General features: G+C 73.0%; 19 protein-coding genes and 3 pseudogenes. 16 read left to right on the top strand and 6 right to left on the bottom strand.

Annotation, left to right across the window (positions count from 1 at the left end):
- Nucleotides 1-39 precede the first annotated feature (39 nt).
- The 5 genes and pseudogenes from AC4IHM_RS01120 to AC4IHM_RS01100 all read left to right on the top strand — a co-directional run bounded on the left by AC4IHM_RS01120 (nucleotide 40) and on the right by AC4IHM_RS01100 (nucleotide 4,567).
- Nucleotides 40-1,771 (top strand): annotated as a pseudogene (locus tag AC4IHM_RS01120) (sensor histidine kinase).
- Nucleotides 1,772-1,886: 115 nt separating this feature from the next.
- A complete protein-coding gene (locus tag AC4IHM_RS01115; protein ID WP_385955326.1) occupies nucleotides 1,887-2,306 on the top strand; it encodes a roadblock/LC7 domain-containing protein in 420 nt (139 codons plus the stop codon).
- The gene (locus AC4IHM_RS01110; protein WP_490865192.1) at nucleotides 2,303-2,659 is read left to right on the top strand and encodes a DUF742 domain-containing protein; all 357 of its coding nucleotides are present in this window, start codon (nucleotides 2,303-2,305) and stop codon (nucleotides 2,657-2,659) included. Before AC4IHM_RS01115 ends, AC4IHM_RS01110 begins: the two co-directional genes overlap by 4 nt.
- Nucleotides 2,640-3,308: a GTP-binding protein gene (locus tag AC4IHM_RS01105; RefSeq protein ID WP_490865191.1), complete on the top strand. Its 669-nt coding sequence runs from the start codon at nucleotides 2,640-2,642 to the stop codon at nucleotides 3,306-3,308. The genes AC4IHM_RS01110 and AC4IHM_RS01105 overlap by 20 nt, the downstream gene beginning before the upstream one ends.
- Nucleotides 3,305-4,567 carry a cytochrome P450 gene (locus tag AC4IHM_RS01100; RefSeq protein ID WP_490865190.1) on the top strand — a complete coding sequence of 421 codons (1,263 nt, stop codon included), beginning with the start codon at nucleotides 3,305-3,307 and terminating at the stop codon, nucleotides 4,565-4,567. Before AC4IHM_RS01105 ends, AC4IHM_RS01100 begins: the two co-directional genes overlap by 4 nt.
- Nucleotides 4,568-4,583: 16 nt before the next feature.
- On the opposite strand, the gene AC4IHM_RS01095 is transcribed toward AC4IHM_RS01100, so the two are convergent.
- Together AC4IHM_RS01095 and AC4IHM_RS01090 are read right to left on the bottom strand one after the other, a co-directional pair.
- The gene (locus AC4IHM_RS01095; RefSeq protein ID WP_490865189.1) at nucleotides 4,584-5,810 is read right to left on the bottom strand and encodes a cytochrome P450; all 1,227 of its coding nucleotides are present in this window, start codon (nucleotides 5,808-5,810) and stop codon (nucleotides 4,584-4,586) included.
- A 76-nt stretch (nucleotides 5,811-5,886) separates the two neighbouring features.
- The gene (locus tag AC4IHM_RS01090; protein ID WP_490865188.1) at nucleotides 5,887-6,519 is read right to left on the bottom strand and encodes a TetR/AcrR family transcriptional regulator C-terminal domain-containing protein; all 633 of its coding nucleotides are present in this window, start codon (nucleotides 6,517-6,519) and stop codon (nucleotides 5,887-5,889) included.
- 65 nt (nucleotides 6,520-6,584) lie between these two features.
- Here AC4IHM_RS01090 and AC4IHM_RS01085 point away from each other — a divergent pair, with 65 nt between their 5' ends.
- The 3 genes from AC4IHM_RS01085 to AC4IHM_RS01075 all read left to right on the top strand — a co-directional run bounded on the left by AC4IHM_RS01085 (nucleotide 6,585) and on the right by AC4IHM_RS01075 (nucleotide 9,534).
- Nucleotides 6,585-7,997 carry an FAD-dependent monooxygenase gene (locus AC4IHM_RS01085; protein ID WP_490870729.1) on the top strand — a complete coding sequence of 471 codons (1,413 nt, stop codon included), beginning with the start codon at nucleotides 6,585-6,587 and terminating at the stop codon, nucleotides 7,995-7,997.
- Between the two features lie 188 nt (nucleotides 7,998-8,185).
- On the top strand, nucleotides 8,186-8,350 hold the full coding sequence (gene rpmG, locus AC4IHM_RS01080) for a 50S ribosomal protein L33 (RefSeq protein WP_490865187.1): 165 nt from the start codon (nucleotides 8,186-8,188) through the stop codon (nucleotides 8,348-8,350).
- A 110-nt stretch (nucleotides 8,351-8,460) separates the two neighbouring features.
- Nucleotides 8,461-9,534 (top strand): polyprenyl synthetase family protein, encoded by a 1,074-nt coding sequence (locus tag AC4IHM_RS01075; RefSeq protein ID WP_490865186.1) that lies wholly within the window; start codon nucleotides 8,461-8,463, stop codon nucleotides 9,532-9,534.
- An 81-nt stretch (nucleotides 9,535-9,615) separates the two neighbouring features.
- On the opposite strand, the gene AC4IHM_RS01070 is transcribed toward AC4IHM_RS01075, so the two are convergent.
- On the bottom strand, nucleotides 9,616-10,821 hold the full coding sequence (locus tag AC4IHM_RS01070; protein ID WP_490865185.1) for a S8 family peptidase: 1,206 nt from the start codon (nucleotides 10,819-10,821) through the stop codon (nucleotides 9,616-9,618).
- Nucleotides 10,822-11,115: 294 nt separating this feature from the next.
- On the opposite strand from AC4IHM_RS01070, the gene AC4IHM_RS01065 reads away from it, so the two are divergent.
- On the top strand, nucleotides 11,116-12,549 hold the full coding sequence (locus tag AC4IHM_RS01065) for a WGR domain-containing protein (protein ID WP_490865184.1): 1,434 nt from the start codon (nucleotides 11,116-11,118) through the stop codon (nucleotides 12,547-12,549).
- Between the two features lie 12 nt (nucleotides 12,550-12,561).
- Here AC4IHM_RS01065 and AC4IHM_RS01060 read toward each other — a convergent pair whose 3' ends face one another.
- The gene (locus AC4IHM_RS01060; protein WP_490865183.1) at nucleotides 12,562-13,662 is read right to left on the bottom strand and encodes a DUF475 domain-containing protein; all 1,101 of its coding nucleotides are present in this window, start codon (nucleotides 13,660-13,662) and stop codon (nucleotides 12,562-12,564) included.
- 229 nt (nucleotides 13,663-13,891) lie between these two features.
- Between AC4IHM_RS01060 and AC4IHM_RS01055 the strand changes: the two genes are divergently transcribed.
- From AC4IHM_RS01055 to AC4IHM_RS01040, 4 genes and pseudogenes are all read left to right on the top strand, one after another.
- Nucleotides 13,892-14,353, top strand: coding sequence for a Fur family transcriptional regulator (locus AC4IHM_RS01055; protein ID WP_490865182.1), 462 nt, complete (start codon nucleotides 13,892-13,894; stop codon nucleotides 14,351-14,353).
- A 25-nt stretch (nucleotides 14,354-14,378) separates the two neighbouring features.
- Nucleotides 14,379-16,611, top strand: a pseudogene (gene katG, locus AC4IHM_RS01050) (catalase/peroxidase HPI).
- Between the two features lie 82 nt (nucleotides 16,612-16,693).
- A complete protein-coding gene (locus AC4IHM_RS01045; protein WP_490865181.1) occupies nucleotides 16,694-17,701 on the top strand; it encodes a phosphotransferase in 1,008 nt (335 codons plus the stop codon).
- Between the two features lie 58 nt (nucleotides 17,702-17,759).
- The gene (locus tag AC4IHM_RS01040; protein ID WP_490865180.1) at nucleotides 17,760-18,044 is read left to right on the top strand and encodes a hypothetical protein; all 285 of its coding nucleotides are present in this window, start codon (nucleotides 17,760-17,762) and stop codon (nucleotides 18,042-18,044) included.
- Here the strand turns inward: AC4IHM_RS01040 and AC4IHM_RS01035 are convergent.
- A pseudogene (locus AC4IHM_RS01035) lies at nucleotides 17,963-18,407 on the bottom strand (MerR family transcriptional regulator); the annotation flags it as partial. The gene AC4IHM_RS01040 and the pseudogene AC4IHM_RS01035 overlap by 82 nt on opposite strands.
- Before the next feature lie 262 nt (nucleotides 18,408-18,669).
- Between AC4IHM_RS01035 and AC4IHM_RS01030 the strand changes: the two are divergent.
- The 3 genes from AC4IHM_RS01030 to AC4IHM_RS01020 are packed head-to-tail and all read left to right on the top strand — an operon-like array spanning nucleotide 18,670 to nucleotide 21,238.
- The gene (locus AC4IHM_RS01030) at nucleotides 18,670-19,176 is read left to right on the top strand and encodes a hypothetical protein (protein ID WP_490865179.1); all 507 of its coding nucleotides are present in this window, start codon (nucleotides 18,670-18,672) and stop codon (nucleotides 19,174-19,176) included.
- A gap of 53 nt (nucleotides 19,177-19,229) precedes the next feature.
- Nucleotides 19,230-19,919, top strand: coding sequence for a response regulator transcription factor (locus AC4IHM_RS01025; RefSeq protein WP_490865178.1), 690 nt, complete (start codon nucleotides 19,230-19,232; stop codon nucleotides 19,917-19,919).
- Nucleotides 19,916-21,238 (top strand): sensor histidine kinase, encoded by a 1,323-nt coding sequence (locus tag AC4IHM_RS01020; protein ID WP_490865177.1) that lies wholly within the window; start codon nucleotides 19,916-19,918, stop codon nucleotides 21,236-21,238. Before AC4IHM_RS01025 ends, AC4IHM_RS01020 begins: the two co-directional genes overlap by 4 nt.
- An 8-nt stretch (nucleotides 21,239-21,246) precedes the next feature.
- On the opposite strand, the gene AC4IHM_RS01015 is transcribed toward AC4IHM_RS01020, so the two are convergent.
- On the bottom strand, nucleotides 21,247-22,134 hold the full coding sequence (locus AC4IHM_RS01015) for a CAP domain-containing protein (protein WP_490865176.1): 888 nt from the start codon (nucleotides 22,132-22,134) through the stop codon (nucleotides 21,247-21,249).
- Between the last annotated feature and the right edge of the window lie 144 nt (nucleotides 22,135-22,278).

Below are 22,278 nucleotides of genomic sequence, written 5' to 3'. Positions count from 1 at the left end.
GCCCTTTCCCCCGCTCTCAAGTACCAGAGGGACCGCGGAATGTCAGTGTCTGCACCCCCCACCCAGCCCCGGACGCAGAAAGCCCGCCGCTCCACGCCCGCCGTGCCCCTCGTCGTGCTGCCCGCGGCCGCGGCCGCCGCCGGTGCGGCCTGGGCGGCGGCGCCCGGGTCCGCCCGGAGCTGGACCGCGACCCTCGCCGTGACGTTCCTGGCTGTGCGTCGCCGTGGCCGTCGTCCTCGGCTCCCACCTGGTGCAACGGGCGCGCCGGACCGCGGCGGACCGCAGAACGGAGATCAGCGCCCTCAAGGCCAGGCTCGCGCACGAGAACGCGGGCCTCGTGCACCTGGTCAACGTCGCCCTGCCGGGCATCGCCCAGCAGGTGCGCGACGGTACGGGCGCGGACGAGGCCGTCGCGAACACCGCACCGGTCCCCGGTCCGCACCTGCGCCAGGTCGCGCAGAGCTTCGCCGTGCTGGCGCAGGACGCCGTACGGCACGCCGCGGACGCCGAGTCCCGGCACCAACAGGCCCTGCGGGAGACCCGCCGCAACACCGCGGAGCTGGAACACCTGACCGGCGCCACCCTGCCCGCCGCCGTGGCGAAACTGCGCGACGGCACCTCGGCGGACATCGTCCTCGCCGAACTGGAATGGCCGCACAGCCCGCAACTGCGCGCCTGCGCCGAACTCTTCGTGCGGGAACTGGCGCACAGCGAACGGCGCACCGCCGCGGCGCAGGCCGCCTCCGCCAAGTCCCTCAGCCGCGTCCAGGCCAAGGCCGTCGGCATGCTCGCCGATCTGAGGGACATGCAGGATCGTCACGGCGAGGAGGTCCTCGGCGATCTGCTGCGCCTGGACCACAGCACCTCCCAACTCGGCCTCATCACCGACCGCCTGGCCCTGCTGATGGGCGGACGCTCCAGCCGGGCCTGGAACAGGCCGATCGTGATGGAGAGCATCCTGCGCGGCGCCGTCGGCCGGATCGCCGCCTACCAGCGGGTCCGGATGCACTGCTCCACCACCGCCGCCATCTCCGGATACGCGGCGGAGGGCGTCATGCACCTCCTCGCCGAACTCATGGACAACGCCGCCAACTTCTCGCCCCCCATCGACGAGGTCCACGTCTACGTGGAGGAACGTACCGCCGGAATCGTCATCACCATCGAGGACAGCGGACTGAAGATGGCCGACGCGGCCATGCGCCACGCCGAACAGGCGGTGTCGGGACGGATGAACGACCTGGCCTCCCTCCAGGGCACCCGGCTGGGCCTCGCCGTGGTCGGACGGCTCGCCGCCAAGTACGGCGTCGGCGTGAGCTACCGGCCCTCCTCGCGCGGCGGTACGGGAGTCGTCGTCCTGGTGCCGCCGCAACTGCTCGCCCAGCAGCGGGACCCGGGACCCGCCATGCCCGCCGGCCGCACCTTCGGCGGCGCCTCCACCGTTCCCGGCCCCGCCCCCGCCGCGGAGGTCCCGGCGTTCACGCGGCGCGTCCCGGACGTGCGGAACGTCCGGGACCCCGAGCGGACCGGACTCCCCGAACAGCCGCCACCGCTGCGCGCCGTGCCCGCCACACCGGGCGGCCTGCCCATGCGCTCCCCGGGCCGCACGATGGCCGAGGCCGAGCGTGAACGCGGCGACCAGCACCGGGAGCCCGCCCACCCGACGACGACCGTCTCGCGCGACGCCGGGTCCAGTTTCGGCGCCTTCCACCGCGGGCGCCGGTCAGGGGCGGCCGGCGGGGCGCCCGCATCCGAACCGCCCGCCTCCGGGTAGACCGCGCGCCCCCACCGCACGGCGCGTATCGGCGCCCCCCCGCCCCTAGAGCTGACGAGATTGGAGGAACGGGCCGGTGACCGGAGAACCAGCAACCACCGTCCCCTCACCCATCATGCAGACCACCGACAACAGCCTCACCTGGCTTCTGCAGAACCTCCTGGACCGCACCCCCGGCACCCGACACGCCCTCGTCCTCTCCCGCGACGGACTCAAGCTCTGCTGGACCGAACACCTCACCCTGGACCGCGCCGACCAACTCGCCGCCATCTGCTCGGGCATTCAGGCCCTCGCCCAGGGCGCCTCCGTCGAGTTCGGCAACGGAACCGGCGGCGTCCGGCACTCCATGACCGAGTTCCACGGCGGACTGCTGTTCATCGTGGAGGCCGGCGAGGGCGCACACCTGGCCGTCGTGGCGGTGGAGGACGCCGATCCCGGCGTGGTCGGCCACCAGATGACCGAGATGGTCGAGCAGATCGGCGAGCACCTGCGGGCCGAGCCGCGCCACGCCGTCCCCGGGAGCAGCTCGTCGTGACACGCAGGCCCGTGGACACCGGCGCACCCGACCGGCTCTACACGGTCACGGGCGGACGCAGCCGCGCCGACGACTCGTTCGACCTCGTCACCCTGGTGGTCAGCGAATGCGAACCGTCGGCCGGCCAGCAGTCGGAACACGTCCGCATCCTCGACCTGTGCCGGCACCCCACGGCGGTGGTCGAGGTCGCCGCCGAGCTGGGACTGCCGATCACGGTGGTCCGCATCCTGCTCGGCGACCTGCTCGTCACCGGAAGGATCACCGCCCGCCATCCGCGCCTGGGGCAGTCCGCCGCGTCGCACCCCGATACCGCCCTTCTCCAGGAGGTGCTCCATGGGCTCCGCAACCTCTGACACGTCCCCCGGCACGACCTCCGACACGTCCTGCGGAGAGACCGCCGACATCCCCGCCGCCGGCCGCAAACCGCTGGCCGACGCCGCGGAGACCGGGCTGAAGATCGTCGTCGTGGGCGGCTTCGGAGTCGGCAAGACCACCCTCGTCCGCTCCGTCAGCGAGATCCGGCCGCTCAACACCGAGGAGGTGATGACCCAGGCCGGCGTCGGCGTCGACGAGACAGGCGAGGTCACCGCGAAGACCACCACGACCGTGGCCTTCGACTTCGGCCGGATCAGCCTCAACGACCGCATGGTGCTCTACCTCTTCGGCGCCCCGGGCCAGGAACGCTTCTGGTTCCTGTGGGACCGGCTGTTCTCCGGCACCCTGGGCGCGGTCGTCCTCGTCGACACCCGCCGGATGGACGACTCCTGGTACGCGATAGACCGGCTGGAACACCACAGGACCCCGTTCGTGGTGGCCGTCAACCGCTTCGACGACGACCGCGCCCGGCACTCCCTGGACGAGATCCGACTGGCACTCGCGCTGCCCGAGGACGTGCCGCTGATCGACTGCGACGCGCGGGTGCGGACCTCGGGCAAGCACGTGCTGGTCACCCTCGTGGACCACCTCTACCAACTGGCCCTGGCCCAGGAGAGCACATCGTGACCGACATCGACCCCGCTTTCCACCGCACCGCCGCACCCGGCTGCCCCGCGCACCCGGACGCCGTACCGCTGGCCGGGCTGGAGTACCAGCAGTCGCCGTCGGAGCTGTACCGCGGGCTGCGGGGCGAGCACGGCTCCGTCGCGCCCGTGCTCCTCGACGGCTCCATCCCCGCCTGGCTGGTCCTCGGCTATCCCGAGGTCAGCTACGTGACCAGCCACGACGAGCTGTTCGCCCGGGACTCGCGCCGCTGGAACCAGTGGGACGCCATCCCGCCCGACTGGCCGCTCATGCCCTACGTCGGCCACCAGCCCTCCGTCCTGTTCACCGAGGGCGAGGAGCACCGGCGGCGGGCCGGCGTGATCACCCAGGCGCTGGCCGGCATCGACCAGTTCGAGCTGGCCCGGGACTGCCGTCAGCTCGCCGACCTGCTCATCGCCGCCTTCGCCGGCAGCGGCCGGGCCGAGCTGATGAGCGACTACGCGCACGCCCTGCCGATGCGCGCCGCGGTGCGCATGTGCGGGATGCCGCACAGCGGCGCCGACACCCTCCAGCTCGTCGAGGACCTGCGCGTCTCCCTCGACGCGGCGGAGGGCGACGACCCGGTCGCCGCGTACGCGCGGGTGGGGGAGCGCATCCACCGGCTGGTGAGGCACAAGCGCGAGCGGCCCGGCCCCGACGTCACCTCGCGGATGCTGACCCACCCGGCGGGACTGACCGACGAGGAGACGGTGCAGGACCTGATCTCCGTGATCGCCGCCGCCCAGCAGCCCACCGCCAACTGGATCGGCAACACCCTCAGACTTCTGCTCACCGACGAACGCTTCGCCCTGAACGTCTCGGGCGGGCGGCTCAGCGTGGGCGAGGCACTCAACGAGGTGCTGTGGCTGGACACCCCCACCCAGAACTTCATCGGCCGCTGGGCCGTCAACGACACCCAGCTGGGCGGCCGGCAGATCCGCGCCGGCGACTGCCTCGTCCTCGGCCTGGCAGCGGCCAACACCGACCCGCAGCTCTGGCCGGAGGCGCACGTCGGCGCCGAGAACTCCGCGCACCTGTCCTTCAGCAACGGCGAGCACCGGTGCCCCTACCCGGCCCCGCTGCTCGCCGACGTCATCGCCCGCACCGCGGTCGAGACCCTGCTGGAACGCCTTCCCGACCTCGTACTCGCCGTGGAGCCCGAGGAGTTGACCTGGCGCCCGTCCATCTGGATGCGCGGTCTGACCGCCCTGCCCGCCCTCTTCACCCCCGTCGTGGCCTGAGCGCCCGCGCCGTCCGTCAGGCCGCGCGGGGCGTGAACCGCACCGGCAGCGACTGCGGGCCCCGGGTGAACACCCCGCGCTCCACCACGTCGAAGCCGTCGGCGGGCCGCAGGTCGGGCATGGCGTCGAGGAGTTGGTTCACCCCGGTCTCGACCTCGGCCTTCGCCAGCAGCGCCCCGACACAGAAGTGCCGGCCGAGCGCGAAGGCGAGATGGTCGGCGGCGGCCGAGAAGGCGGTCGTCGCGGTCAGGTCGTCGCGCAGGATGTCGAACCGGTCCGGGTCGCGGTAGCGGCTCTCGTCCCGGTTGGCCGCGCCTATCAGACAGGTGACGGTGGCACCGGCCGGTATGGTGCCGCCGCTGAGGGCGACCTCGGTGGCCGTCTGACGCATGATCATGTGGACCGGCGGGGTGTGGCGGAGCGTCTCGGCGAAGGCCCGGGGGACGAGGCTGCGGTCCGCCCGCACGGCCGCCAACTGCTCCGGGTGGGACAGCAGGTTGGCGAAGATGCTCGCGATCGCCTTGTCGGTGGTCTCGCCGCCCGCCGCGAGCAGCAGACTGCAGAACGCCTTGATGTCCTCGTCGCTCATCCGGACCCCGTCGACCTCCGCGGCACACAGGGTGGACAGCAGGTCGTCGCCCGGATTCTCCCGGCGCTCCCGGATGATCGGGAACATGTACTCGGCGAACTCCACCCGGGTGCGCGCACCGGCCGCCGCGACCTCCGGGTCGCCCGCGAGGTTGCCCAGGAAGGCGATGACCGTCGTGTACCAGCCGTGGAACCGGTCGTGGTCGGCCTTGTCCAGGCCCAGCATGTCCGCGATGACGTTGACGGGGAAGCGGGTCGCGTAGTCCGTCACCAGATCGGCGCGGCCGGTGTGCCGGAAGGTGTCTATGAGCGCGCGGGAGTTGCGCTCGATCACCGGCAGGAACTTCTCCCGCAGGTCGGTGCCGCGGAAGGCCGGGGCGACCAGCGCGCGCCTGACCGCGTGCTCTCGGCCGCTCAGCTGGAGGATCGTCCTGCCGTGCACCGGCTCGATCTGCCAGTCGTAGTTCTCCGTCGTGAACTGCCCGTCGCGGTCCTTGAAGACGCGTTCCACGTCCTCGTAGCGCGAGACGATCCAGCTCCGCGTGGGCTCGTGCCAGATGAGCGGGGCGCTGTCCCGCATCACCCGGTAGGCCGGATAGGGGTTCGCCGCGAACTCGGGGGAGAGGATGTCGGGTACCTGCTGCGCGGTGGACATGAGGCTCCTCGGTCGACAACGGCCTTGCCTCACCAGGCTATTGAGGACGCGCTCACCCCGACAGACCGCGTGGAGGTCAGTCCCGGCCGGCACCGCCGCCGAGGATGCGCTCGACGCCGTCCTCGAAGCGGGCGTCGAAGCTGTGGCTGGTCAGGGTGGACAGGGACGCGGCGAGGGCGGGATACGGGCCGGCCGCGACCGCCTCGCGCAGCCGGTGCTCGTCCGCGCTGCCTGCGGCCTGTTCCTCCTGGGCGAGGCCCAGGGTGAAGTAGACGAGGGCGTAGAGGGTCCAGGCCGCGGTGTCCCCGGTGCGCGCGTGCCGCGCGAGGGCGGCGACGAGGGTGTCTGCGAAGCGCAGGGTGTGCGGGTCGGGGGCGTAGGTGCCGGCCACCAGCGCGGCGCCGTCGCGGTGGGCGAGCAGGGAGCGGCGGTAGCGGCGCATCAGCTCGCGCGCCCGCTCGCCCGGCCCCTCGGGCAGCGCCTCGTAGGTGATCGTGCCGGCGACGGCGTCCGCCATCAGCTCCAGCAGCCGCGTCTTCGTCTTGACGTGCCACAGCACCGTGTTCATCCGGACGCCCATCCGGTCGGCGACGGCACGCGTGGTGACGGCCTCCAGCCCCTCCTCGTCGAGCAGGCGCAGGGCCTCGTCCACGACGGCGGCCGGGGTCAGACGGGTGCGGGGGGAAGGGTCCGTTTGCTTTTTGGTCACTGACCTAGTTTAGTACGGGGAGTCGTGTTGGTCAGTGACCAAGAAGGGTGTCCGCCGTGGAGAACATCGAAGAGGTCGTCGTGGTCGGAGGCGGTCCCACCGGGCTGTGGCTGGCGGCGGAGCTGAGGCTGCAGGGCGTGCCGGTGACCGTGCTGGAGGCGCGTACGGAACGCGATCCGCACTCCAAGGCGCTCACCCTCCATCCCCGGACGCTGGAGATCCTCGGCATGCGCGGCCTCGCGGACGACTTCGTCGGCGAGGGCATGCCGGTGCCCACGGGCCACTTCGGCTCCCTGGACAACCGCCTGGACTTCCGGGTGCTCGACACCCCCTACCCCTTCACCCTGTTCCTGCCGCAGGAGCGCACCGAGGCCCTCCTTGAGGAGCACGCCCGCTCCCGGGGCGCCCGCGTCCTGCGCGGACACCGGGTGACGGGGCTGGAGCAGGGGCCGCGAGCCGTACGGATCGAGGCCGAGGGGCCCGAGGGGCACCACGTCCTGCGGGCGCGTTACGTCGTGGGCTGCGACGGCACCCGCAGCCTGGTCCGCCGGGCCGCCGGCATCGACTTTCCCGGCACCGACGCGACCGTCTGGGGTTGGCTCGGCGACGTCGTCCTCGACCGGACCCCGGACCTGCCCCTCAGCGCCTCCGGGCCGGACGGCGGTCTCATGGCCGTGCCCATGCCGGGCGGGATCACCCGCTTCGTGGGCCACGTCCCGCAGGACCGGCGCGCGGGCCACCCGGGGGAGCTGACGCCACAGGAGGCGCGCGAACGGGTACGGCACGTCCTGGGCGACGACTTCGGCATGCGCGAGCCCCGTTGGCTGTCCCGCTTCGGCAACGCCACCCGCCAGGCCGCCGCCTACCGCGAGGGCCGCGTGCTGCTCGCGGGCGACGCGGCGCACATGCACTTCCCCGCCGGGGGCGTGGGACTCAACGTCGGCTTCCAGGACGCCACCAACCTCGGCTGGAAGCTCGCCGCGACCGTGCTCGGCACCGCCCCCGAGGGGCTGCTCGACACCTACCACGCCGAACGCCATCCCGTCGGCGCGGACCTGCTCACCTCCACCCGCGCGCAGACCGCGCTCATGACCGGCTACTCGCCCGAGGGGCAGGCGCTGCGCAGCGTCCTGTCCGATCTGATCGGCACCGTCCCGGACTTCTCCCGCGCGCTCGCCGAACGCCTCAGCGCCCTGGCGGTCCGCTACCCCCCGGCCGACCCCGCCGACGCCCACCCGCTGGCCGGCAGCCGGGCCCCGGACCTGGCCTTCGCGGACGGCGGCGGCCTCTTCTCGCTGCTGCGGGACGGCAGGCACCTGCTGCTCGAACTCGACGGTCACACGGGACTCGACGCGGTGCCGGCCGGCCGTCCGCTGCCGCACGGCACCCGGCGCCACACCGTCCGCCCGGTGGACGCCGACCCGCGGTGGAGCGCCGTACGCAGGGTGCTGGTACGCCCCGACGGCCACGTCGTCTGACACGCCGCGGCGGAGCACGGGCGCCCCGCGGCCACGGCCGGGTGCCCGGTCGTGCGGGGTGGACGGCGGGGTCCGCCGGCCGCCGGTCGGGACCTGCGGGAATGCGACGCCGGAGGACGGTGTTGAGTCACATGGCTGACATGCGCGGGTCAGAACCGTCGCCGCGTGTGCGGTCGGAAGGAGTTCCCATGGCACGCAGCACCGCACGCCCGGTCGTCCGGCTGAAGTCGACGGCCGGGACCGGCGTCACCTATGTGACGCGCAAGAACCGGCTCAACGACCCCGACCGGCTCGTCCTGCGCAAGTACGACCCGGTGGCGGCGGAACACGTCCTGTTCCGCGAGGAGCGCTGAACCGGGCAAGACGGGGCCCGCTCCCGCGACCGGCGGGGTCGGGCCCCGCGCGCACCTCCTGACAGACTGCGGGGCGGGCCATCCGCCGCGTCTTTCAGGAGGACTTCGTCATGACCGAGCAACCGCTGGACCGGGTCGCCCGGTACGAGCGCCGGTTCAACACGCTCTTCGCGGAGTACTTCGACACGCTGGGCAAGACCCTGGACACCCCGTCCTTCAGCCGCTTCACCCCGGACTGCCTCGACCTGCTGCGCGACCTGTCGCTGCGGGGCGGCAAGCGGATGCGGGTCGTCCTGCTGCACGAGGCCGCCCGTCTGGTGACCACCGAGCCGGTCGGGGCACTGGACGCCGCCGCGCTGAGCATCGAGCTGCTGCAGACCCACGGCCTGGTGCACGACGACCTCATCGACGACAGCGCCACCCGCCGGGGCGGCCCCACCACCTACTACGCCTACCGGGACAGGTTCCCCGGGCACCCGCGGGCGGCCCTCGGCCTCACCGTGCTCGCCGGCGACCTGGCCCTCGCGCTCTCCCTGCGGGTGCTCCTGGACGCCGCGCTTCCGGTCGAGACGCGGCAGGCCATGGTGGAGGTCCAGACCCGGGCCGCGGCCGACACCTTCGTGGGCCAGATCGTCGACCTGGAGCGGGACTTCACGCCCGAGGTCCCGGACGACGAGGTCCTGCACGACGTCGCCGACCACAAGTCGGCCCGCTACTCGGTCCTCGCGCCGCTGCGCCTAGGGCTCCTGGCCGCGGGCGAGCAACCGGACGCGTACGACGAGGAGTTGCGTCACTACGCGCGGCTGGTCGGCATCTGCGGACAGATGCGCGACGACCACCTGGACCTGTTCGGCGACGCGGCGGCGATGGGCAAGCCGACCGGCACCGACATCCGCGAGGGCAGGCGCAGCTACGCGGTGGCACGACTGCTGTCCAGCGTGACCGGCTCGGAACGCGCCCTGGTGGAGGACGCCCTCGGCAACCCGGACTGCACATCCGCGACGATCGCCGCCATCCGTGACATCGGCGAACGCCGGGGCGTGGCCGCGCTGTTGGAGGCGGACATGCGGCGGTACGCGCGGCAGGCCCGCCTGGTGGCCGAGAGCTGGCGTCCGCGGTGGCGTGCGGAGGCCGTCGGGTTCTTCGAGGCCGTGCCCATGTGGAGCGTCGAGCGGTCGGGCTGACCCGGACCGCGACGCCGGCCGTGCCCCGGGGCGCAAGGGCCCCGGGGCACGGCGTCACTCGGTCATCGTGTCGTCATCGGATCACGGCACGAGCTTCAGCAGGCGGTTCGGCGAACCCGTGCCCGCGCCGCCCACCACGCCGTTGGTCGCGCCGTTCACCAGGGCGGTGGCCACCTGGGCCGGCGTGGCCGAGGTGTGGCCCGCCAGATAGACCGCCGCGGCACCGGCCACGTGCGGAGTCGCCATCGACGTACCGGAGATGGTGCTGATCGCGGTGTCGCTGGTGTTCCAGCCCGCCGTGATGGAGGAACCGGGCGCGAAGACGTCCAGCACCGCCCCGTAGTTGGAGTAGCTCGCCCTGGCGTCCGTGTTGGTGGTGGCGCCGACGGTGATGGCCTCCGTGACCCGGGCGGGGGAGTAGGAGGAGGCGTTGGCGTTGCTGTTGCCCGCCGCCACGGCGTAGGTGACGCCGCTGGCTATGGAGTTGCGCACCGCCGTGTCCAGGGTGGCGGAGGCACCGCCGCCGAGCGAGAGGTTGGCGACCGAGGGGCCCGAGTGGTTCGCGGTCACCCAGTCGATGCCGGCGATGACTCCGGCCGTGGTGCCCGACCCGTTGTTGTCCAGCACCCGCACGGCCACGACCTTCGCCTTCTTGGCGACGCCGTAGGTCGTGCCCGCGATCGTGGTGGCCACATGGGTGCCGTGGCCGTTGCCGTCCGAGGCGATGTTGTCGCCGTCGACGGCGTCGTACCCGTAGGAGGCACGACCGCTGATCTGCTGGTGGGTGATGCGCACGCCGGTGTCGATGACGTACGCCGTGACGCCGGTGCCCGCGCTGTCCGGGTAGGTGTAGGTGCCGGAGAGCGGCAGGGAGGTCTGGTCGATGCGGTCCAGGCCCCAGGGGGCGTTGGACTGGGTCTCGGTGATCTGCACGCGCTGGTCCTGCTCGACCGAGGCCACGGCCGGGTCGGCGGCCAGTCGCCTGGCCTCGGTGGCGGACAGGGTGGCGCTGTAGCCGTTCAGCGCGCTGCCGAAGGTCTTGCGCACCTTGCCGCCGTACTCCTCGACGAGGTCCTTGCCCGCGGTGGAGGACGCCTTGAGGCCGGCGTTCTTCCCGAGCGTGACGATGTAGCTGTCCTTGACCGCCGTGGGTGAACCGGCGGCGAGGACGGTGCCCTCGGCCGGAGCGGCGTGGGCGGGCAGGGCGGTGAGCCCACCGGTGAGGGCGAGGGCCGCCGCACCGGTCAGTGCGGCGAGCCGGATTCTCTTGCTACGCAGTCGTGCCATGACGAGGGAGTCCTCCTCCAGGCGGCGCGCACCGGGGTCTGGCGCGCGACTGTGGGGGTGTGCACGGGATCGCGCACACGACCGGGAACGTTGCGTTCCGTTCTCGGTCGTGGATCAGCCTCGGGCGTCCGCCGTTGTGGGACAAGGGGATTGACGGGCTGTCAACAAACCTGTCATGTACGCGAAATCAAGGGTGCGGGTCGGCCCGGCGCCCGTTGTCAGTGGGTCCCCCTACTGTTCGAGCAGTGGGACCCGCGGAACACGCCGCGGGTCCGGCCCGGGGAGAGGTCTGTCATGTCGAAGACGTATCTGGAGCTGTCGCAGGACGGTGGCGGTGCGCACAAGTTCTACGAGGTCGCCGTCCAGGGGCAGGTCGTCTCCGTGCGGTACGGCCGGATCGGCGCCCACGGACAGACCCGAACGTCGACCTTCCCCACCGCCCAGAAGGCGGAGGCGGCCGCCGCCAAGAAGATCGGCGAGAAGGTGCGCAAGGGGTACACCCCCGCCGTGCGGGGCCGGCGCGCACCCCGCGCGGTCAGCCGCCGGCAGGTCGCCTCGGCGCCGTCCACGGCCCGCGCGGTCGCCCCCGTGCTGTGGCGCTTCCGCACGGGCTCGGCGGCCTTCGGCATCCACATCGACGAAGAGCGCTGCTGGGTGGGGAACCAGGCGGGCAACGTCTACACCCTCGCGCACGGCGGCGAGGTCCTCGCCCGCTACCAGTTGCCGGACGGCGTCAAGTGCCTGGTCGCCGACGACTTCTGGATCTACGCCGGCTGCGACGACGGCCGGGTGTACGACCTGTCGTCCAAACTGCCCTTCGCGGCCTACGACATCGCGGCGGACGTGGACATCTTCTGGCTCGACATCCACGAGGGCGTGCTGAACGTCGCGGACCGCGCCGGCCGGCTCACCGTCATCGATCACGAGGACGAGCACCAGTGGGCGCGCGGCGGGCGCGGCGAGCACGCCTGGATGGTGCGCGCCGACGACCGGGCCGTCTACCACGGACACACGCGCGGTGTGACGGCCCACGCCCCGGACGGCGGCGCCGAGTTGTGGCACACGCCCACGCGGGGCGCGGTCCTCTTCGGCTGGCAGGAGGACGACGCGGTGTACGCGGGGACCGCGCGGCACACGGTCCAGCGGCTGTCGAAGGCGACCGGCGCCGTCGAGGCCACTTACCAGTGCGACAGCCCGGTGTACTCGTGCGCCACCTCGCCCGGCGGCCGGTTCGTCTTCGCCGGGGACTCCGCCTCCTCGGTGTACTGCTTCGACCGGGACGGCACCCGCCTGTGGAAGCTGGGCACCGGCGGCGGCTCCGCGCTGTCGATGCAGTACCGCGACGAGCGGCTCTTCCTGGTCACCACGGACGGCTCCCTGGTGTGCGTGGACGCGAGCGAGGCGGCGGTCACGGACGCGCAGCGCGGATCGGTGCCCGTCGTCCGCGACGTCAAGCTCGCCGCCACCCTGCCGACGTACGAGCCCGCCACCGCGGCCGCCGCCGTGACGACCGTCTCCGCGGCGCCCGCCGGCTCGGTCGTCGTCGAGTGCGTCCAGGAGAACGGACGGACCCGGATCCACGTGGTGTCGCAGGGGTACGACCCCTCGTGGAACGTCCAGTTCCCGAGGGCCATACGGGAGCCCGGCACCCGGTACGTGGTCGACGCGCTGCACGCCGCCTCGGGCGGCTTCTACCGGGTGCGCGGGGACATCAGGCGCCTGCGGTGACCGGGGGCGGGGTCAGGAGGCCGACGTGAGCGCGCGGTTGCGGCGCACCGAGGACCAGAAGGAGGAGCCGATCAGGACCACGCCGACCAGGCCGGTGATGATCTCGTTGATCTGGAACTGGATGGTCACCAGGAGGATGGCGGCGAGGGCGCCGATGGCGTAGTGCGCGCCGTGCTCCAGGAAGACGTAGTCGTCGAGGGTGCCCTGGCGGACCAGGTAGACGGTCAGCGACCGGACGTACATGGCGCCGATGCCGAGGCCGAGGGCCATCAGGACGATGTCGTTGGTGATGGCGAAGGCGCCGATGACCCCGTCGAAGGAGAAGGACGCGTCCAGCACCTCCAGGTACAGGAACATGAAGAACGCGGCCCTGCCGGTGAGAGCCACGCCCGAGCGGGACCGGCCGGCTCGTTCGGCCTCCTCCTCGGCGGCCTGTTCGCGCTCCTCCTCCTCTTCGAGTCTGTCCTCGAAGTAGCCGGAGAGGCCGCCGACGATCATGTAGGTGATCAGACCGGCGATGCCCGCGAGCAGCACCGTCTCCGCCTTGTCGGCATGGGTGCCGCCGTGCTGGTGGGCATGGGCGCCGAAGGCGACGGAGGAGACGAGCAGCACGATCAGCGCGACGCAGACCGACAGCATGTCGACCTTGCCGAGCCTGGCCAGCGGGCGCTCCAGCCGGCCCAGCCACTTGATCTCCCGGTCCTCGAGGACGAAGTCGAGGAAGATCATCAGCAGGAACATGCCGCCGAAGGCCGCGATCGACGGATGGGCGTCCGTCACCAGCTCCTGATAGCGGTCCTTGTCGGTGAGCGCCAGACGCACCGCGGCCCACGGGTTGAGCCGGGCGCTCACCGACACGATCACGACCGGGAAGACCAGCCGCATGCCGAAGACGGCGATGAGGATGCCGACGGTGAGGAAGATCCGCTGCCAGAAGGCGTTCATCTTCTTCAGGATCCCGGCGTTGACGACCGCGTTGTCGAAGGACAGCGAGACCTCCAGCACGGCGAGGATCGCCACGAGGCCGAAGGCGGTCCACCCGCCGTACAGCACTCCCGCGGCAAGCCCCAGGGCGGTGGCGGCGAAGGCCCAGCGGAACGTCTTCAGTAGCACGGGCTGCTCACTCACTCCTGTTGTCACGCTGCGCCGGAACGGGATATTCCGCCCAGGTGCCCCTCACCGACGTTGTCTACCACGACCGTTCGCCCTCCCCGGGGCAGGCCCGGAAGCGGCGGCCCGGAGTCGTGCCCCGGACGGCCGCGCCCCGGATCCCGCCCGGCCATCAGAACGGAAATGTTCGTTTCCTTGAATGAATCGTGTTTACGGGAGTAGGTTCACCGCCATGACCGCACCCCGGGATCCGGCCGTCGCCGAGGAACTGCGGGGCGCCGGGCTGCGCGTGACCGCCGCCCGTGTCGCCCTGCTCGAGACCGTCCGGCAGGGCGATCACCTCGAGGCCGGGGCGATCGCGGCCGGAGTGCGCCGGCGTGTCGGCCACGTCTCCCTCCAGGCCGTGTACGAGGCGCTGCACGCGCTCACCGCGGCGGGACTCGTGCGCCGCATCCAACCGCCGGGCAGCCCGGCGCGGTTCGAAGGACGGGTGGGGGACAACCACCACCACGTCCTGTGCCGGTCCTGCGGTGCGATCGCCGACGTCGACTGCGCCGTCGGAGAGGCCCCCTGCCTGACCGCGTCCGGCGACCACGGTTTCTCGGTGGACGCCGCCGAGGTCGTCTACCGGGGTCTGTGCCCCGACTGCTCCACCCCCGACTGCTCCACCCCGGGCAGTACCCCGGCACCTTGATCCGCCCCGTTCTGGAAGGATTTCCATGTCCGAGAACCACGACGCCATCGTCACCGACGCGAAGACAGAGGAGGCGGGCGGCTGCCCGGTCGCCCACACCCGCGCCCCGCACCCCACGCAGGGTGGCGGAAACCGTCAGTGGTGGCCGGAGCGGCTCAATCTGAAGATCCTCGCCAAGAACCCCGCCGTGTCCAACCCGCTGGGCGAGGAGTTCGACTACGCCGCGGCGTTCAAGTCGCTCGACCTGCCGGCCGTGAAACGGGACATCGCCGAGGTGCTGACCACCTCGCAGGACTGGTGGCCCGCCGACTTCGGGCACTACGGCCCGTTCATCATCCGTATGGCCTGGCACAGCGCCGGCACCTACCGGATCAGCGACGGCCGCGGTGGCGCCGGAGCCGGCCAGCAGCGCTTCGCACCGCTCAACAGCTGGCCGGACAACGGCAACCTGGACAAGGCACGCCGCCTGCTGTGGCCGGTCAAGAAGAAGTACGGCCAGAGCCTGTCGTGGGCCGACCTGATGATCCTCGCGGGCAATGTCGCCCTGGAGTCGATGGGACTGAAGACCTTCGGCTACGCCGGCGGCCGCGCGGACGTTCTGGGAGCCCGAGGACGACGTGTACTGGGGTCCCGAGACCACCTGGCTCGACGACCAGCGCTACACCGGCGACCGCGAGCTGGAGAACCCGCTCGGCGCCGTCCAGATGGGCCTCATCTACGTCAACCCGGAGGGCCCGAACGGCAACCCGGACCCGGTCGCGGCGGCCCGCGACATCCGCGAGACCTTCCGCCGGATGGCGATGAACGACGAGGAGACCGTCGCCCTGATCGCCGGCGGCCACACCTTCGGCAAGACCCACGGCGCGGGCCCCGCCGACCACGTCGGCGACGACCCCGAGGCCGCCCCCATCGAGGAGCAGGGCCTCGGCTGGCGCAGCACCTTCGGCACCGGCAAGGGCGGCGACGCGATCACCAGCGGCCTTGAGGGCATCTGGACGGACACCCCGACCACCTGGGACAACAGCTTCTTCCAGATCCTCTTCGGATACGAGTGGGAGCTGTTCAAGAGCCCCGCGGGCGCCCACCAGTGGCGGCCCAAGGACGGCGCCGGCGCGGGCACGGTCCCCGACGCCCACGACCCGTCCAAGAGCCACCAGCCGACGATGCTGACCACCGACCTCTCGCTGCGCTTCGACCCCGCCTACGAGCAGATCTCGCGCCGCTTCAAGGACGACTTCGACGCGTTCGCGGACGCCTTCGCACGGGCGTGGTTCAAGCTGACCCACCGCGACATGGGCCCGGCCGTGCGCTACCTCGGCCCGGAGGTCCCGGCCGAGACCCTGCTGTGGCAGGACCCGCTGCCCGAGGTCACGCACGAACTCGTCGACGCCGCGGACGTCGCAGCCCTCAAGGCCCAGGTGCTCGCCTCCGACCTGACGGTCTCCGACCTGGTCTCCACCGCGTGGGCGTCGGCCTCGTCGTTCCGCGGCAGCGACAAGCGCGGCGGCGCCAACGGCGCGCGCATCCGCCTTGAGCCGCAGAACGGATGGGAGGTCAACGACCCCGACCGGCTGGCCTCGGTGCTGCGCACGCTGGAGGGCGTCCAGGAGGCCTTCAACGCCGCGCAGAGCGGCGGCAAGCGGGTCTCCCTCGCCGACCTGATCGTGCTCGCCGGCGGCGCGGGCGTCGAGCGGGCCGCCAAGGAGGCCGGCTTCGAGATCGAGGTCCCCTTCACACCGGGACGGGCGGACGCGTCGCAGGAGCAGACCGACGTGGAGTCCTTCGCCGCGCTGGAGCCGACCGCCGACGGGTTCCGCAACTACCTCGGCAAGGGCAACCGGCTGCCGGCCGAGTACCTGCTGATCGACCGGGCCAACCTGCTGACCCTGAGCGCGCCCGAGCTGACCGTCCTCGTCGGCGGTCTGCGCGTCCTGGGCGCGAACCACCAGCAGTCGCAGCTCGGCGTCCTCACCAGGACCCCCGGGTCGCTGACCAACGACTTCTTCGTCAACCTGCTCGACCTGGGCACGACCTGGAAGGCGACCTCCGAGGACCAGAACACCTTCGAGGGCCGCGACTCCGTCACCGGTGAGACCAAGTGGGCCGGCAGCCGCGCGGACCTCGTCTTCGGATCCAACTCCGAACTGCGCGCCGTGGCGGAGGTCTACGCCGCCGACGACGCCAAGGAGAAGTTCGTGCACGACTTCGTCGCCGCCTGGGTCAAGGTCATGAACCTGGACCGCTTCGACCTGGTCTGATCCACCCGCGTCCGGGCCGGCCCGCACCGGCCGGCCCGGAAACGCGGTGGCCGCGGCGGGCACGGTCTGCTGGGATGGCGTGATGACCGGCGACCTGCCCGTGCACGTGGACCGGGGGCGCTACCCGGACCCGGTGACCCCGTGGGACGACCCGGCCTGGCGGACCGCCGCCCTCGGCTGGGCCGAGGGCGAGCTGGCCGCACGGGGCCTGCGGCCGACGGGGGAGCGCCGGGTGCGGCTGCGGCCGTGGTCCGTCCTGGTCCGGCTGCCCGTCGCGGGGCGCGACGCCGTCTGGTTCAAGGCGAACCCGCCGGCCGGCGCCTTCGAGGGCCCGCTGACCGCGGCACTGGCCCGCTGGACGCCCCGGCACGTCCTGGAGCCGCTGGCCGTGGAAGCAGGCCGCGGCTGGTCGCTGCTGCCCGACGGGGGACCGCTCTTCCGGGACGTACTCGCCCGGGAGCCCGTCGGCCCCGGCACGTGGGAGGAACTCCTGCGCCAGTACGCGGCCATGCAGTACGCCCTGGCACCGCGCGCACCGGAGATCGTACGGCTCGGCGTCCCCGGCACGCCCGCCACCGCGCTGCCCGGCGTCTTCGACCGGCTCGCCGGCCCCTCGCCGCGGGCTCAGGAGCGGGCGGAACCGCGGGGACTGCGCCCCCGCCTCGTGGACTGGTGCGCGGAACTCGCGGCCCTGGGCGTCCCCGACTCCCTCGACCACGCCGACCTGCACGACGGTCAGCTCTTCCACCCCGGTCCTGGCAGGTTCACCTTCTTCGACTGGGGCGACGCCGTCGTCTCCCACCCCTTCTGCAGCCTGTCGGTTCCCGCCCGCCGGGCCCGCGAACGCTACGGACCGCACGTACTGCCGCGGCTGCGCGACGCCTACCTGGAGCCGTGGACGGGCGCCGGACGCACCGCGGCGGAACTGCGGCGCGCGGTGCGCCTCGCCTGGCGGCTGAGCGCCCTGACCCGCGCCGCCGCCTACGGCAGGCTCTTCCCCACCGCCTCGGGCCCCACCGGCGCCCCGACGGCCGACCAGGCCGCACGCTGCCTGCTGGAACTGCTCGACGACCCGCCGCCGCCCCTCTAGCGGCCCCCGGTCCCCAAGGGCCGCGCCGTTGTCAGTGGCGGATGTGAGACTGCGCGTCATGGATGATGAGGTGGAGTTCATGCGGGGCAGGGTCTACGGCGCCGACCACGACGACCCCGGGCCGCGGGCCGGACGCGTCTACGCGCATCTGGTGGGCGGCCCCCTGGACGGGCTGCTGCTGGACGTCACGGACCTCACGGAGACGGACCTCGCCGACGGAGGGCGCGGCCGGGGAGTGTCCCTGGCGACGGAGGTGGGCCGCTACGGCCCGGGGGGCCGCTCCGTGTACGCGCCGAGAGCGGGCGACCCCCGCCGCTTCGACTGGCGGGACGACGTGCCCTGATCCCGCACCGGCGCCCCCGTCTGCGCGGCCAGCGCCGCGAGCAGCCAGTCGTGCGCGCTCCCGGGGGTCGGCTCCGGCCGGCCGGCCGGTGCGGTGACCACCTCGGCCACCAGCTCCCAGTGGCCGTCGAGCCGCGGGTCGGCCGCGAGCTGCCCGGCCGGCAGACGCCGGAAGCCCGGAGTGTCCCGTACGCCGTACGCCGTACGCGTCGGTGCAGGCCGCGACGAAACCGTCCAGCGCCTCACCCGGGTGCGGTGCCCGGCCCCCGCGCAGGTGGGCGCCGGCCGGCTCGTACGCCTCCGCCGGCCCCGCGTGCAGCACGGCCGCGCCCCGGGGTCCGGCGGCCCGGTGCGCCTCGGGCTGGGACCGGGGCCGGTCGCCGAGGACCGCGGCGCGCACGTCGAGGTGGTCGACGTACCGCACGGCCACCACGCCTTCGAGACCCGCGACCCGACCGAGGAGTCCCGCGAGGCCGTGCGCCGCGCGATGCGGTCGGTGCTGAGCCTCGTCGCCCGGCCCGGCCCGGCCGGGCCGGCGGCGGGTGTCCGGGGTCCGGGCGGGTGCCGGCGGGTGTCACCACGACACCTCGCGCACCCCGGCCTGGCTCTGCGGCTGCGTCGTCGCGGTGATCTCCGAGCGGTGGCGGCTCGCCGAGAAGGTCACCGTCAACGTCTGCGGCTCGCCCTGCTCCGTACTCACCGTGAAGCCCTGGTTCGGCACCGCGGAGACCAGGCACACCCCGCTGCCGCCGAACCGCACGGTCGCCTTGCCGCCCTCGGACGGCACCGTGTACACGCCCGAGCCGTCCTCCTCGCAGCCCGGGTCGCCCTCGCCCGCCGGGGGCCGCGGGGACGTGGCGGGCGCGCTCGGCGTCGGCGGAGGCGTCGCAGTCGGCTCGGGCGGCTGCTCGCTGGTGCGGGACGGCGTCGGGCTCGGCGGCCGGCTGGTCGCCGACGCGCTGGGGGAGGGCTTCGCGGTGGGGGAGGGAGTGGGCCGGGGGGTCGCGGGAAGCTCCTTGGGCGCCGACTGCGCGACCGGCGCGGTCGGCCGGGTCGAGCCCACCACGAAGTGGATCGTGATGATGACGGCCGTGACGCTGGCGGCCGTGCACGACATCCAGATGAACAGGTAGCGCAGCAGGCGGGACACGACACCATAGTGACGGACCGGCTAACGTGCCTGCTCATGGCCTCCGTACTTGTCGTCGAGGACGACCCCGTGATCCGGGCCGCGCTGATCGAGGTCCTGACCGGACACGGCTACGCGGTGAAGACCGCCCACCAGGGGTTCGAGGCGCTGCGCGACATCACCCAGAGCCCACCGGACATCGTGGTGCTCGACCTCGGGCTGCCCGACCTCGACGGACTGGACGTGCTGCGGATGATCCGGGGCATCTCCCGCGTCCCGGTGCTGGTGGCCACCGCCCGCGACGACGAGAACGAGATCATCCGGCTGCTCAACGCCGGGGCCGACGACTACATGGTCAAACCGTTCTCCGGCGGCCAGCTCGCGGCCCGGCTCGCCGCCGTGCTGCGCCGGTCGGTGCCCGCCGATGTCCAAGCCGCGCGGCGGCCCGTCCTCCGGGTCGCCGGCCTGCGCATCGACCCCACCGCGCGCACCGTGCACCTGGACGGTCGCGAACTGGCCCTCACCCGCCGCGAGTTCGACCTGCTCGCCTATCTGGCCGCCAACGCCGACCAGGTCATATCCAGGCAGCGCATACTCGCCGAGGTGTGGCAGCAGCCGTATCTGGAGGACCAGACGGTGGATGTCCACCTCTCCGCACTGCGCCGCAAAATGGGCGAGAAGGCGCGCAAGCCCCGCTATCTCCACACCGTGCGCGGCATCGGCATCAAGCTGGTCGGCTCGCCGTGAGACGCGCCCTCGCCGGGATCGCCCTGGCCGTCACCTCCATGGTGGCGCTGTCCTTCCTCATCCCGCTCGCCCTCCTGGTCCGGGAACAGGCCCGCGACCGGGTCACCACCGCCGCCGAGCAGCGCGCCTCGGCGCTGTCGCCGGTGCTGGCCCTCACCACCCGGCGCGCCGACGTGCAGCAGGCCGTCGCCGAGCTGGGCTCCTCCGAGCAGCTCGTCGTACGGCTGCCCGACGGCGGCTTCGTCGGGACCCCGCACGCCCCCGAAGACGCCCTCGACCGGGCCGTGCGCGGGCGCGAGACGCTCGCCGTCGACACCTCGGACGGCTGGGTCTACCTCCAGCCCGTCGTGCTGCGGGGCGACCGGGTCGCGGTCGTCGAGGCCTATGTGCCCGCCGCCGACCTCACCCGGGGCGTGGCCGCCTCGTGGGGCGTGATGGCACTGCTCGCCCTGGGCCTGGTCGGCGGCTCGGTACTGGTCGCCGACCGGCTCGGCGCCCGCGTCGTCCGCTCCTCCCGCGGCCTCAAGCGCGCCTCGCTCGCCCTCGGCTCCGGCGACCTCGACGTACGGGTGGAACCCGACGGACCGCCGGAGTTGCAGGAGGCCGGAGTGGCGTTCAACACCATGGCCGACCGCGTCGTCGACCTGCTCGCCGTCGAACGCGAACTGGTCGCCGACCTCTCCCACCGGCTGCGCACCCCGCTGACCGCGCTCTATCTGGAGGCCGACCGGATGGGCGCGACGCCGAGCGCCCGCCGGGTCACGGAGGCGGCCGGACAGCTGGAGAGCGAGCTGGACTCGATCATCGCGGCGGCGCGCACCCCGCTGGCCTCGGCACAGCCGGGCGGGGCGGGGGCCGGTACGGCGAAACCCTGCGATGTCGCCGAGGTCGTCGCCATGCGACTGGAGTTCTGGTCGGTCCTCGCCACCCAGCAGGGGCGTTCCTACGAGCGCTCCTTCACACCGCGGCCGACTCCCGTCGCCTTCCCCGAGGACGACCTCGCGGCCGTCGTCGACGCCCTGATCGGCAACGTCTTCCGGCACACCCCGCAGGGCATCGCCTTCGCCGTCCGCGTGGAACGGCAGGACCGCTGTGTGTTCCTCACCGTCGACGACGCCGGACCGGGCGTCGCGGATCCCGAGGCCGCGCTCACCCGGGGGGTCAGCGTCGGCGGTTCCACCGGGCTCGGCCTGGACATCGTGGCCAGGGCAGCCCGCGCGGCGGACGGTGAGCTGACGATCGGCCGCGCGCCGCTGGGGGGTGCGCGGGTGCGGGTGTCGTTCGCGCTGGCCGGCGCGCGTGACGACGCGGAGCGGTGAGAGGGGCGTCAGCGGGCGGTGCCGAAGTCCTGGGTCCACCAGGGGCCGCCGTCGCCGAAGTGGACGCCGACGCCCAGCTCCTTGAAGGAGCAGTTGAGTATGTTCGCGCGGTGGCCGGAGCTGTTCATCCAGGAGTCCATCACCGAGGCGGCGTCGGCCTGACCGCGGGCTATGTTCTCGCCGAGCGTGGACCACTGGTAGCCGGCCGCCTCGACGCGGCTCGCCATGGTGGAGCCGTCGGGGCCCGTGTGGGACATCACGCCGCTGCTCGCCATGACGTCGCTGTAGTCGGCGGCGGCCCGGGTCAGCCTGTCGTTCGCGGTGACCGGCGCGCACCCCGCCGCGGACCGCTCCTGGTTCACCAGCGCGAGGACCTGCGCCTCGGGGCCACCGGTCACGCCGGAACCCGATCCCGTTCCCGTGCCGGAGCCCGATCCCGGCTCCGAGCCGGACCCGGTACCCGAACCCGTGCCGCCGCCCCCACCGCCCGCCGACCGGTCGCCGCCGCTGTCCGCCGTGGTCCGCACGGGGGCCTTCGGCGCGGGCGGGGCCGCCGTGGACGCCTCGGCCGCCGGACTCTCCGTCTTCTTCGGCTGCTTCTTCGGCTCCGCGCTCTCGCTCGGTGAGCTGCTCGCCGAGGCGCTCGGGCTCGCCGGGTCGGACGCGAGCGGCGTGGCGTCGCCCGCCGCGTCCTCGGCGCCCGGTGCCTGCCCGGCCGCGTTGGTGGCGACCCGGTCCGAGGCACCGCCGCCGTCGCCGCCGGAGACGGCCAGGGTGATCCCGACGCCCGCCGTCACCGTGACGGCACCGAGCACCAGCGCGGTACCGCGGGTCCTGAGCCCTCCGCGCGGGCGGGCGTGGGAGCGGGACGGGCGAGCGGCTCGGCGGGAACCCATACGCAGGACACCTCGGCTTGTCTGTCGGCTGACGGAGCCCCGTACCCGGTGGACGCGACCGCGCCCACCGGGACTGTGGGGGGTGATTCGTGAGCCTAGGACGCGGCCGGGGTGTAAACGGCTGTTCGAAGGTCATCTTCAGAA

It is taken from the genome of Streptomyces sp. SL06 (assembly GCF_058244745.1).
This window is presented reverse-complemented; position numbering and strand designations above follow the sequence as displayed.